Annotated in this window: 10 protein-coding genes; 7 read left to right on the top strand and 3 right to left on the bottom strand. The window is 68.6% G+C overall.

Annotated features, from left to right (window positions below):
- Window positions 1–112: 112 nt before the first annotated feature.
- The 3 genes from JHN63_RS05775 to rhaI form a co-directional block, all read right to left on the bottom strand.
- Window positions 113–1,552 (bottom strand): rhamnulokinase family protein, encoded by a 1,440-nt coding sequence (locus JHN63_RS05775; protein WP_200677609.1) that lies wholly within the window; start codon window positions 1,550–1,552, stop codon window positions 113–115.
- A gap of 8 nt (window positions 1,553–1,560) precedes the next feature.
- A complete protein-coding gene (locus tag JHN63_RS05770; RefSeq protein ID WP_200677590.1) occupies window positions 1,561–3,600 on the bottom strand; it encodes a bifunctional aldolase/short-chain dehydrogenase in 2,040 nt (679 codons plus the stop codon).
- Between the two features lie 130 nt (window positions 3,601–3,730).
- Window positions 3,731–4,891 carry an L-rhamnose isomerase gene (rhaI, locus tag JHN63_RS05765; RefSeq protein ID WP_200677589.1) on the bottom strand — a complete coding sequence of 387 codons (1,161 nt, stop codon included), beginning with the start codon at window positions 4,889–4,891 and terminating at the stop codon, window positions 3,731–3,733.
- 262 nt (window positions 4,892–5,153) lie between these two features.
- Here rhaI and JHN63_RS05760 point away from each other — a divergent pair, with 262 nt between their 5' ends.
- From JHN63_RS05760 to JHN63_RS05730, 7 genes are all read left to right on the top strand, one after another.
- Entirely contained in the window at window positions 5,154–6,671 is a 1,518-nt protein-coding gene (locus JHN63_RS05760) for a sugar ABC transporter ATP-binding protein (RefSeq protein WP_200677588.1), read from the top strand.
- Between the two features lie 43 nt (window positions 6,672–6,714).
- Entirely contained in the window at window positions 6,715–7,755 is a 1,041-nt protein-coding gene (locus JHN63_RS05755; protein WP_200677587.1) for an ABC transporter permease, read from the top strand.
- Window positions 7,748–8,746 carry an ABC transporter permease gene (locus JHN63_RS05750; protein WP_200677586.1) on the top strand — a complete coding sequence of 333 codons (999 nt, stop codon included), beginning with the start codon at window positions 7,748–7,750 and terminating at the stop codon, window positions 8,744–8,746. The genes JHN63_RS05755 and JHN63_RS05750 overlap by 8 nt, the downstream gene beginning before the upstream one ends.
- Window positions 8,747–8,776: 30 nt before the next feature.
- Window positions 8,777–9,859, top strand: a complete 1,083-nt coding sequence (rhaS, locus tag JHN63_RS05745; RefSeq protein ID WP_200677585.1) for a rhamnose ABC transporter substrate-binding protein — start codon at window positions 8,777–8,779, stop codon at window positions 9,857–9,859.
- 17 nt (window positions 9,860–9,876) lie between these two features.
- On the top strand, window positions 9,877–10,197 hold the full coding sequence (locus JHN63_RS05740) for an L-rhamnose mutarotase (RefSeq protein ID WP_033278944.1): 321 nt from the start codon (window positions 9,877–9,879) through the stop codon (window positions 10,195–10,197).
- 22 nt (window positions 10,198–10,219) lie between these two features.
- Window positions 10,220–11,632: a BNR repeat-containing protein gene (locus JHN63_RS05735; RefSeq protein WP_200677584.1), complete on the top strand. Its 1,413-nt coding sequence runs from the start codon at window positions 10,220–10,222 to the stop codon at window positions 11,630–11,632.
- A gap of 88 nt (window positions 11,633–11,720) precedes the next feature.
- Entirely contained in the window at window positions 11,721–12,752 is a 1,032-nt protein-coding gene (locus tag JHN63_RS05730; RefSeq protein ID WP_200677583.1) for a LacI family DNA-binding transcriptional regulator, read from the top strand.
- Window positions 12,753–12,835 lie beyond the last annotated feature (83 nt).

The following is a 12,835-nucleotide window of genomic DNA, read 5'->3' as shown; positions in this document are numbered from 1 at the left end:
TCGATCATCGGATGGATGCAGCGTAGTCGGAGGTCACCGTCTGGGGGAGCCCCCAGCTCAACGGGTGGCGAACCGGGTCTCCGAGCCGGAGGGAACTTTCTTGGGCTCCGGTTCACCGCGCGGCGAGCCGGGCCTCCGCCGCCCGCCACCGGGCGGTGTCGCCCTGCGGCTCGTAGCGCGTCGACGGCTGGGTGCGGGCTAGCAGCCCCCGCATCCCGGCGAGGTCACCGACGAGCCCGTGGGCCCGTGCCTGGACGAGCACATTGCCCAGCGCGGCGGCTTCTGTCGGCCCGGCGATCACCGGCAACCCGCAGGCGTCGGCGGTCAGTTGGCACAGCAGCGCGTTGCGGGTACCGCCCCCGACGATGTGTACGACATCGACCGGATGGCCGGCGAGTTCCTGGGCGTCGACGACCGCCCGCCGATGGGCGAGCGCGAGGGAGTCGAGGATGCAGCGCGTGATCTCCGCCCGGGACTCGGGCACCGGCTGCCCCGAGCTACGACAGGCATCGGCGATCCGCTCCGGCATCCGCCCCGGCGCCAGGAACGCCGCGTCCCCCGCGTCCACGACCGACCGCAGCGCCGGAACCCGGGCCGCCCCGCGCAGCAACTCTCCCAACTCCGGCTCGCCCCAGGCCCGTACACACTCCTGAAGCAGCCACAGCCCCATGATGTTGCGCAGATAGCGGACCGTGCCGTCGAGCCCCAGCTCGTTGGTGAAGTTGGCGCTCCGGCTCGCCTCGCTGAGCACCGGTGCGTCGAGCTCGAGACCGGCCAGGGACCAGGTCCCGGTACAGATATAGGCGAACCGCTCCTCAACCGCCGGAACGGCGGCGACAGCTGACGCGGTGTCATGCGATCCGACCGCCGTCACCGGCACGGGCCCGCTCAGTCCCGTCTCCTCCAGCACTTCGGCCCGCAGCACCCCGGCCGGATCGCCCGGTTGCCGCAGGGGTGCGAACAGCCCGAGGCCGATGCCGAGGCGGGAGGCGATGTCGTACGACCAGTCGCGCGTCCGGGGATCGATGAGTTGAGTGGTGGAGGCGTTGGTCAGCTCGGTGCCCTGCTCCCCGGTGAGCCAGTAGGACAGCAGATCGGGGATGAGCAACAGCCTTTCGGCCTGGGCCAGTTGGGCCGAGTCGCGGGCTGCCGTGAGCTGGTACAGGGTGTTGAAGGGTGCGTACTGCAACCCGGTCGACTCGTACAACTCGCCCGCGGGCACGGTCGCCCACACCTTCTCGGCGACGCCCTCCGTGCGGGCGTCCCGATAGTGCACGGGATTGCCCAGCAAGGCCCCGTCGACGTCCAAGAGCCCGTAGTCGACGGCCCAACTGTCGATGCCGACGGAATCGAGAGTCGGTCCCGCTGCCCGGAGTCCGTCGAGGACGCCCGCGTACAGCGCGAGGATGTCCCAGCGCAGCCCCTCGGGTGTGCGGACGGGCCGGTTGGGGAAGCGGTGGGCCTCCGCCAACTCCAGGGAGTCCGGCCCGACATGGCCGACCATGACCCGTCCACTGGACGCGCCGAGGTCGACCGCGGCATACGCCTTCACGTCCGCGCTCACCGAAGGAAGGCGGCCGCAACGCCGGCGTCGACCGGGACGTGCAGCCCGGTGGTGTGCGTCAAGTCCCCGCCGGTGAGGGCGAAGACGGCGTTGGCGACATGCTCGGGCAGCACCTCACGCTTCAGGATGGTCCGCTGGGCGTAGAACTCACCGAGCTTCTCCTCCTCGATCCCGTAGGTCGCCGCCCGCTGCGCGCCCCAGCCGCCCGCGAAGATGCCAGAGCCCCGCACGACACCGTCCGGGTTGATCCCGTTGACCCGGATCCCGTGCTCGCCCAACTCGGCGGCGAGCAGCCGTACTTGATGGGCCTGGTCGGCCTTGGTCGCGGAGTACGCGATGTTGTTGGGGCCGGCGAACACGGCGTTCTTGGACGCGATGTAGAGGATGTCGCCGCCGAGACCCTGGGCGATCATCGCCCGGGCCGCCTCACGCGAGACGAGGAAGGAGCCGCGGGCCATGATGTCGTGCTGGAGGTCCCAGTCCCGGGCCGAAGTCTCCAGCAGGGGCTTGGAGATGGAGATCCCGGCGTTGTTGACGACGAGATCGATCCCGCCGAAGGCGAGCAGAGCGGTCTTGAAGGCCTCGACGATCTGCCCCTCGTCGGTCACATCGACGGTGACGGCAACGGCCTTGTCGGGCCCGCCCAGATCCTCGGCGACGGAGGCCGCGTTCTCCGCGTTGAGATCCGCGATCACGACGCACGCACCCTCGTCGACCAGCCGCCGGGCGATCGCCTTCCCGATCCCGCTGCCCGCTCCGGTGACGAGTGCGACCCGCGTGGCGAGCGGCTTGGGCTTCGGCATCCGCTGCAACTTGGCCTCTTCCAGGGCCCAGTACTCGATACGGAACTTCTCCGACTCCTCGATCGGCGCGTACGCCGACACGGCCTCGGCGCCGCGCATCACGTTGACGGCGTTGACGTAGAACTCGCCGGCCACCCGCGCCGTCTGCTTGTCCTTGCCGAAGGAGAACATGCCCACGCCGGGGATCAGCACGATCGCCGGGTCGGCGCCGCGCATCGCGGGGGAGTCGGGCAGGGCGTGCCGCTGGTAGTAGGCGGCGTACTCCTCGCGATAGCCGGAGTGCAGCTCCTTCAGCCGGGCGATCGCCTCGTCCAGCGGGGCGGTGGGCGGCAGATCGAGAACGAGCGGCCGGACCTTGGTCCGCAGAAAGTGGTCGGGGCAGGAGGTACCGAGCGCGGCGAGCCGCGGATGCTCGGCCCGCGCCAGGAAATCGAGCACGACCTCGGAATCGGTGAAGTGCCCCACCTGCGGCCGGTCTTGAGAGGCGACGGCACGGATGTACGGCGCGAGCGCGGCGGCCCGCTCCCGTCGCTCACCGTCGCCGAGCGGACCGTACCCCTCGACGACGGGCCCGAAGGGCTCCGCCTTCCCGCGCTCGGTGAGGAACGCCTCGGCGGTACGGATGATGTGCAACGAGTTCCGCTCGCACTCCTCGGAACTCGCACCCCAGGCGGTGATCCCGTGCCCCCCGAGCACACACCCGATGGCCTGAGGATTGGCCTCCTTCACGGCGGCGATGTCCAGCCCCAGCTGGAACCCGGGCCGCCGCCAGGGCACCCACACCACGGAGTCCCCGAAGCACTCGGCGGTCAGCTTCTCCCCGTCGGCGGCACAGGCGAGCGCGATCCCCGAGTCGGGATGCAGATGATCGACGTGCGCCGCGTCCACGAGCCCGTGCATGGCGGTGTCGATGGAGGGCGCCGCACCCCCCTTGCCGTGCAGGCAGTAGTCGAACGCGGCGACCATCTCGTCCTCGCGCTCCACCCCGGGGTACACATCGACGAGCGCTCGCATCCGATCGAGCCGCAACACGGCGAGCCCGGATTCGGTGAGTGTCCCGAGATCACCCCCGGACCCCTTCACCCACATCAACTCGACATCACCCCCGGTGACGGGATCCGTGTCGACACCCTTGGCGGACGCGTTCCCGCCGGCGTAATTGGTGTTACGAGGATCAGCGCCAAGCCGACGGGAACGAGCAAGCAGCGAGGCGGCTTCGTGGTGCGGTGCCATGAACTCGGGTCCTTACGTGAGAGAGGGGACTATCAGGGGTGTGGGGCTGTGCTGATGTGCGGCCACCGCCGCGTGGGCGCGACCGGCCACAACGCCCCGCACCCGCGAACGACGGATTTCCGGCAGACGCTCAGGCGCCCCAACCGGCCTGCTGCCCACCAACCCGCTCAGCGACAATCCGCTCCTGCCACCCGTCGGCGCGGTACGCCGCAATGGGGTCAGGGTCAAGCCCCAACTCCTCCCGCACCTCCCGCAACAGCGGCCGCACATCCGTGTTGTACGCGTCCATCACCACGGCATTCGCCTCCAGCACGTCCCCAGCCCGTTGCGCGGCACCCAACGACACCGCGTCCACGAGCAGCGCCTTCGCCGTCGCTTCCTGCACGTTCATCACCGACCGGATGATCGCCGGAATCTTCGCCTCGATGTTGTGACACTGATCCAGCATGAACGCCACGTCCGGAGTGAACCCCCCACCCCGAATCACCTCGTACATGATCCGGAACAACTGGAACGGATCGGCCGCCCCCACCATCAGGTCGTCGTCCGCGTAGAACCGCGAGTTGAAGTCGAACGCCCCGAGCTTCCCCTCGCGGAGCAGCGTCGCCACGATGAACTCGATATTGGTACCGGGCGCGTGATGCCCCGTGTCGACCACGACCTGCGCCTTCGGCCCGAGCTTCAGGCAGTGCGCGTAAGCCGTCCCCCAGTCGGGAACATCGGTCGCGTAGAAGGCCGGCTCGAAGAACTTGTACTCCAGCAGCATCCGCTGCCCGTCCCTCAGCCGCGCGTACACCGCCGCGAGCGCCTCCGCCAACCGGTCCTGGCGGGCGGAGAGGTCGTCCTGGCCCGGATAGTTCGTCCCGTCGGCGAACCAGAGCTTCAGATCGGCGGAGCCCGTCGCGTCCATGATGTCGACGCACTCCAGCAGATGGTCGAGCGCCTTGCGCCGCACCGCCGCGTCGGGATGACAGACGCTGCCGAGCCGGTAGTCGTCGTCCTGGAACGTGTTGGAGTTGATCGCGCCGAGCTTCAGCCCGTGGTCCTGCGCGAACTTGCCCAGCGCCGCGAAGTCGTCGACCCGGTCCCAGGGGATGTGCAGGGCGACCGTCGGCGCCACACCGGTGAACTCGTGGACCTTGGCCGCGTCCTCCAACTTCTCCTGCGGGGTCCGCGGCACACCCTCCTGGGCGAAGACCTTGAACCGGGTCCCCGAGTTCCCGTACGCCCACGACGGCGTCTCGACTGCCTGGGTCTTGAGAGCGGCCTTCACCGCGGCGAGATCGGTCACTTGTGGGCTCCTGTGACATGCGACGAAACGCAGTATGTATGAAACGATTCAGAGAGCGAAGTTATGAGCCTCCCGAAGGGGTGTCAAGCCCTACGGCGAAGCCTGTGCTCCGTGACTCCAACGTGACCTTCGGCTATCGAAAGATTTTCGAGGCGGACCCATTGACGTGACAACGTTGGCCCGCCTAACGTCCCGGCAACCAAGTTGAAACCTTTCACGACGCTGTGAGGGCCTGCCCGCCGGCGTCGTCGAGGAGCCCCTCATGACCCACCCGTCAGACGCGGGTCCGGCCCCGGTGCTCGCGCTCAAGGGCATCTCCAAGTCCTTCGGCGCGGTGCGCGCCCTGCGGGACGTGTCCCTCGAACTGTTCCCCGGTGAGGTGCACGCCCTCGCCGGTGAGAACGGCGCGGGCAAGTCCACCCTCATCAAGACCCTCGCCGGTGTGCACCGGCCCGACGCCGGCCAGGTGCTGCTCGACGGCGCGTCCGTCCTCTTCCACGGCCCCGGTGACGCCCGCGACGCGGGCATCGCCGTGATCTACCAGGAACCGACCCTCTTCCCCGACCTGTCGATCGCCGAGAACATCTACATGGGCCGCCAGCCGCGCCGCGCCCTGGGCCGTATCGACCACAAGGCCACGTACGCGGCGACCGCCGACCTGATGAAGCGGCTCGGCGTCGAACTCGACCCCGACCGCCCGGCGCGCGGTCTGTCCATCGCCGACCAGCAGATCGTGGAGATCGCCAAGGCGCTCTCCTTCGACGCCCGCGTCCTGATCATGGACGAGCCGACGGCCGCCCTCACCGGCAGCGAGGTGGCCCGCCTGTTCGGCGTGGTGCGCACCCTGCGCGAACAGGGCGCCGCCGTCCTGTTCATCTCGCACCGGCTGGAGGAGATCTTCCAGATCTGCCAGCGGGTCACGACCCTGCGCGACGGTGCGCTGATCTCCAGCGAGCCGATCGAGGGAATGACCGAGGACGATCTCGTACGCCGGATGGTCGGCCGCGACCTCGACGAGCTGTACCCCAAGCAGGACGTGGAACCCGGTGAAGTCGCCCTGAGCGTCAAGCGGTTGACCCGCGAGGGCGTCTTCACCGACGTCTCCTTCGACGTACGGCGCGGAGAGATCGTCGGTCTCGCCGGTCTCGTCGGCGCCGGCCGTACCGAGGTGGCGCGGGCCGTCTTCGGCATCGACCGGTGGGACGCCGGCGGGGTCGAGGTGGACGGCAAGTCGCTGACGAACGGCGCCCCTTCGACCGCGATGGCCGCGGGCCTCGCCCTGGTCCCCGAGGACCGGCGGGCCCAGGGCCTGGTGATGGACATGTCCATCGAGCGGAACATCGGCCTGACCGGGCTGCGTACGACCGTGAAGGCGGGCCTCGTCGACCGGGGCGCCGAACGCAGCCGTTCCCTCGACTGGGCGGTGAAGCTGCACGTCAAGTACGCGCGGATCGCCGACACCGTCAACACGCTGTCCGGCGGCAACCAGCAGAAGGTCGTTCTCGCCAAGTGGCTGGCCACCGGCCCGAAGGTGCTGATCGTCGACGAGCCGACCCGTGGCATCGACGTCGGGACCAAGGCCGAAGTGCACCGACTGCTCAGCGAGTTGGCCGCCGACGGGGTCGCCGTCCTGATGATCTCCTCCGATCTGCCCGAGATCCTCGGCATGGCCGACCGCGTGCTGGTGATGCACGAGGGCCGCCTCACCGCCGAGATCCCCCGCTCCGAAGCCACCGAGGAAACCGTGATGGCCGCAGCCACCGGGAGGGCCGCCGCATGACCAGGTCCTTCATGACGACCGCAGCTTCCGGGAGGGCCGCCGTATGACGGTCACCGCGCCGAATCCCGCGCCCGCCGCCGAAGTTCCCGAGTCGAGCAGCACCCGGCTCGTCGACCGGGTCTTCAAGATGCGTGAACTCGCCATCCTGGTCGTCTTCCTGGTGATGATCGGCATCACCCAGGCCGGCAACAGCGAGTTCCTGTCCGAGCAGGGCATCAAGGACCTGCTCCTCAACGCGACCATCCTCGTCCTGGTCGCCACCGGCCAGTCGCTGGTCGTCATCACCCGCAACGTCGACCTGTCGGTCGGCTCCACGCTCGGCATCACCGCGTTCGCCACCGGCACCTATCTCCAGGGCGGTGGCAACGCTGCGATCGCGATCCTGCTGGCGGTCCTGCTCGGCATCGGACTCGGCCTGGTCAACGGGCTGTTGGTCAGCCTCGGTCAGGTGCCCGCGCTGGTCGTCACCCTCGGCACGCTCTACATCATCCGGGGCGTCGACTCCATCTGGGTCGGTTCGCGGCAGATCACGGCCGCCGATCTCCCGGGCGGCTTCGTGGACTTCGGCTCCGGCGGACTGTCCGCGGTGCCCTGGCTGGCGATGATCGCGCTCGCCGTGCTGATCGCCACCGCCTACTACCTCAAACACTTCGGCAGCGGACGGGAGTTGTACGCCCTCGGCTCCAATCCCGAGGCCGCGCGGCTCGCCGGTATCCCCGTCCGCAAGCGGATCCTCGCCGCGTACACGTTCTGCGGCGGGCTCGCCGGACTGGCCGGCGCGATGTACCTGGCCCGCTTCGGCAACGTCGACTCCGGTACCGGCACCGGTTACGAACTCACCGTCGTCAGCGCGGTAGTTGTCGGTGGTGTCGTCTTCACCGGCGGCTCCGGCAGCGTCTACGGAGCGGCCCTCGGCGCACTCCTGCTGACCTCCATCAACAGTGTGCTGCCCGCCCTCGGCGTCAGCTCCGTCTGGGTGCTCGCCATCAACGGCATCCTGCTCATCCTCGCCATCGCCGTCGACCGGATCGTCGCCCTGCGCGTGGCCACCGCACTGAAGAAGAGGAACGCCCGCCATGCCTGAGTCCGCGTTCTCTGCGAACCGCGTGATCCGCTGGGACACGGTCGTCGGCGCCCTGCTCATCGTCCTGCTGCTGTTCTCCTTCTCCTTCGTGGACGGCTTCGGCAACGCGCTGAACCTGTCGTTCCTGATCGGCAACACCCTTCCCATCGCGCTGATCGCGCTCCCGATGACCTTGTTGGTCGTCGCCGGCGAGATCGACCTCTCGGTCGCGTCCACGGCCGGTCTCTCGGGCGCGGTGATGGGCAAGCTGTGGAACGAGGGCATGACGATCGAGACGATCATCCCGATCTGCCTGCTGCTGGGTGTGGTCTGCGGGCTGGTGAACGGGCTCCTCGTCACCCGGCTGGGACTTCCGTCCCTCGCCGTCACCATCGGCACGCTCGCCGCGTACCGGGGGATCGCGCAGATCGTGCTCGGCTCCGATGCCGTGACCGATTTCCCCACGCAGTACCTGGACTTCGCGTCCGGGCGGCTCGGGGGGACGTTCCTTCCGCAGGCGTTTCTGCCTTTCCTCGTGCTGCTCGCGATCGGGGTGGTCGTGCTGCACGCCACGCCGTTCGGGCGGTCGTTGTTCGCGATCGGGGCGAATGTGGAGGCGGCGCGGTTCGCCGGTATTCGGGTGCGCCGGCAGAAGTTGATCCTGTTCACGGTGACGGGGTTGATGGCCTCCCTCACCGGCATCTTCTGGGCGCTGCACTACGCCAGCGCTCGCTACGACAACGCGACCGGGCTCGAACTGTCCGTCGTGGCCGCCGTGTTGCTGGGCGGGATCGACTTCGACGGTGGCAAGGGCACGTTGGGCGGTGCCGTGGCCGGAGTGTTCCTGCTGGGCGCCCTTCAGAACGTCATGAGCCTGCTGAACGTCTCCGCACAGTCGCAGATCGTCGTCACCGGCGTCCTGCTCGTCGTCTCCGTACTCGGCCCGAGGGCCGCACGGCAGATCTCCATCGCAAGGGCAGGGCGCAGAGCCGCTGCGACTCCGACCTCGTAACTCCGCTCACCTTCGTAAAGGACCTTCACCATGCGCAAGTCATCGATTCGCCGTGCCTGCGCGGCCGTCGTCGCCGTCACTTCGCTCACCCTCGTCGCCACCGCCTGCGGTGGCACCACCAAGAAGGATGTGAAGGACGAGAACACCGGGTCGGCCGTCACCGGTGGCAAGGCGGACCCGAGTGCCGCTCTCAAGAAGGGGCTCACGGTCGGATTCCTGCCGAAGGCGGTCAACAACCCGTACTTCACCACCTCGGACAAGGGCGGCGAGAAGGCGCTCACCGAACTGGGCGAGAAGTACAAGGAGGTGGGCACGACCAGTGCCACCGACACCGCCGGCCAGGTGAGTTACGTCAACACGCTCACCCAGCAGCAGGTCAACGCGATCGCCGTCTCCGCGCAGGACCCGGGCGCCCTGTGCACCGCGCTCAAGCAGGCCATGAGCAACAAGATCAAGGTCGTCACCTACGACTCCGACACCAACCCCGAGTGCCGCAACGCGTTCGTGTCGCAGGCCAGCGCCGAGGACCTCGGCCGCACCGAGGTGCAGTTGCTCGCGAAGCAGATCGGCTACAAGGGCGAGATCGCGATCCTGTCGGCCGCGCAGACCGCGACGAACCAGAACACCTGGATCGGCTTCATGAAGGACGAGTTGAAGGACCCCAAGTACAAGGACATCAAGCTGGTCAAGGTCGCCTACGGCAACGACGACGCCCAGCAGTCCTTCCAGCAGACCCAGGGCCTCCTCCAGGAACACCCGAACCTGAAGGGGATCATCTCCCCGACCACCGTCGGCATCAAGGCCGCCGCCCAGTACCTGTCCGGCTCCAAGTACAAGGGCAAGGTCAAGCTCACCGGCCTCGGCACCCCGAACGACATGCGCAAGTACGTCAAGAACGGCACGGTCGAGGGCTTCGAGCTGTGGGACCCGGCGAAGCTCGGCGCCCTCGCCGCGCAGACTGCGGTGGCGCTGGTCTCGGGGCAGATCACCGGTAAGGAGGGCGAGACCTTCACGGCCGGCGGGACCTCGTACACCATCGGCAAGGACGGCGTGATCAGCCTCGGCAAGCCGACCGTGTTCGACGCGAAGAACATCGACCAGTTCAACTTCTGACATCTACAGGGGTGTTGATGCAGCGCGTGTGCTTCCTGCTGAAGGTCAGGGCGGACCGCCTCGACGAGTACCGCGAGCGGCACGCCGCCGTGTGGCCCGAGATGCTCGACGCACTCTCGGCCACCGGCTGGCACAACTACTCGCTCTTCCTGCGTGAGGACGGCCTGCTGGTCGGCTACTTGGAGACCGAGGACTTCGCCGCCGCCCAGGCCGGCATGGAGGCCACCGACATCAACTCCCGCTGGCAGGCGGAGATGGCGCCGTTCTTCGAGTCCCTGGACGGCGCCCGTCCCGACGAAGCGATGAAGCCCCTCACCGAGGTCTTCCACCTCGCGTGATCCCCCCACAGGAGCTGCTCACATGAGAAGACGCGCCGTGCTCGCGACCGCCATACTTGCGGCCGTGGCAACGCCGGGCATCGCACGGGCGGCCGACCCCGGCCCGTCCGTCACCAAGAAGAGCACCATCCAACTCGACGCCCAGGCCGTCTACTTCGTCTCGTACGACGGCCTGGTCAACAACAACTCGTTCCAGAAGAACGGGCTGTTGACCTACAAGGGCTATCAGTACGCGGCCTGGTACACGTCCACCAAGTACGCCGTCGTCGCCCGCCGTGTCCTCGGCGGCTCGACATGGTCCACCATCACCCTTTCCCACCTGCTCAAGAGCGACGACTCCCACAACGTCATCTCCATGGGCGTGTCTCGCGTCGACGGCCGCCTTCATCTCAACATGGACTCCCACAGCGACGGTTTCTTCTACGTCAAGTCGGTCGCCGGTCTCCTCGACAACCCGGCGTCCACCGCGTGGACTTCGGCCGTCCTGGGCGCCGTACAGACCTCGCTGGACGGTGTGGCTCTCACCTCGCAGTTCACCTACCCCCAGTTCATCGCTACCCCCGAAGGCAAGTTGCAGCTCAGCTACCGTGTCGGGATCTCCGGCAACGGCCGCAACGCCCTTGCGGAGTACGACGGTTCGGCCTGGACCGCGCTGGGGGAGTGGAGCAGCTCGACCGGCACCTACACCAGCACCCACGGCTCCAGCACCGCCCGCAACATGTATCTCCACGGCATCGACTACGACGTCAACGGCCGCCTGCACTCCTTCTTCACCTGGCGCGAGCAGTCCGCCGCCGTGATGTGCAACAGCGGCGGCATCACCAACCACGACACCGGCTACGTCTACTCGACCGACCGGGGCCGCAGTTGGCGCAACGACGCCGGAACTGTCGTAGGAACGACGGGCAGTTCGGACACCGTGGCCGTCACGGACGCCGGACTCGTCGTGGACTCGCTCAACCCCGACCACTCCCTGATGAACCAGGAGAGCCAGGCCACCGACTCCACCGGTCTCCCGCACGCGATCATCAGCTACGTCCCCGGCCGCTTCGGCCAGTGCACCACGAACTACGTCACCGACCGCACCGCCAACGGCCGCGCCTTCCACGTCCGCAGGAGCTCCGCCGGCACCTGGCAGAAGACCGAGATCCCCATCGCCCTCAATTCCAGCCAGCGCACCAAGCTGATCCTGGACAAGTACGACAACGCCTACGCGATCCTGCCCTACGGCCGGATCGCCGCCGCCTCGAAGGCCTCCGGGTACGCCGACTGGGCGCTGCTGTACGACGGGAGCGATCTGAACGCCTTCGGCGAGGTCGTCGTCGACGAGCTGCGCGTGAAGGCGGACAACGTGCTGTCGTTCATGTACCAGGAGAAGTCGAGCGGTACGACCCCCTCGGCACTCCACGTCGTCGACTTCGCCCTGCCCGCCTGAGGGGCACGGGCGCAGGAGTCGCCACAGGTCATGGCGGTAATGTGAAGACCTTCCCGCCGTCCCACGTCACCCTGGAGGTCTCCGCCTGATGGCCCAGCCGGTGGGTATCAAGGACGTCGCCCGTGCCGCCGGAGTCTCCGTCGGCACGGTCTCGAACGTCATCAACCGTCCGGACACCGTCGCCACGGAGACCCGGGCCCGGGTGCTGTCCGCGATCGACCGCCTCGGCTATGTCCGCAGCGAGTCCGCACGCCAGCTGCGCGCGGGGCGCAGCCGGATCATGGGGCTGCTCGTCCTCGACATGGGCAACCCGTTCTTCGTGGACGTCGCGCGTGGCGCCGAGCGGGCCGCGCGCGAGTCCGGGCTCGGCGTGATGGTCTGCAACAGCGCGCAGAGTCCCGGCGAGGAGGCCGAGTACCTGTCGCTCTTCGCCGAACAGCGGGTGCGGGGCGTGCTGTTGACCCCGGCCGACGCGACCGGACGCAACATCGAGTCGTTCCGCCGGCACGGCATCCCCTTCGTGCTCGTCGACCGCGTCGCCGAGGGCACCACCGAGTGCTCGGTCTCCGTGGACGACGTCGCCGGCGGCGCGCTCGCCGTGCGGCACCTGGTCGACGCCGGACACCGCTCCATCGCGTACGTCAGCGGCCCGCCCGGCTTCAACCAGGTGCGGGACCGCCGTACGGGCGCGAAGAACGCGCTCGCGGAGGCCGGTCTCGACCCCGACGCGCTGCGCGAGCTGCCCACCGACCGGCTCGACGTGGCCGCCGGACGGGACGCGGGCGCCCGGCTGCTCGGCCTCGCCGACCGGCCCACGGCCGTCTTCTGCGCCAACGACCTGCTCGCCCTCGGCGTGCTCCAGGCCATGTTCGCGGCCGGGGTCGGTGTCCCGGACGACCTCGCGATCGTCGGCTACGACGACATCGAGTTCGCGGCCGCGGCCGCCGTACCGCTCACCTCGGTCCGCCAGCCCGCCGTCACCATGGGCGCCCTGGCGGCCGAACTGCTGCTGGAGGAGACCGAGGCGGAGGCGGACCCGGCGGCCCGTCCGCACGAGCACCGGCGGGTCGTCCTCCAGCCGGAACTGGTGGTGCGCCGGTCCAGTCTCGCCGCCCGCTGATCGGCCGGTCAGTAGGATTTCATGATCCAGGGGGTCGGATATCGGACGCGCATGTGCTGAACTGTGACGCGGCCCGTCATTCG

This window comes from Streptomyces sp. MBT65 (assembly GCF_016612545.1).
Lineage (GTDB): Bacteria > Actinomycetota > Actinomycetes > Streptomycetales > Streptomycetaceae > Streptomyces.
The sequence above is the reverse complement of the archived record's forward strand: the minus strand, read 5'-3'. Positions and strand labels throughout refer to the sequence as shown.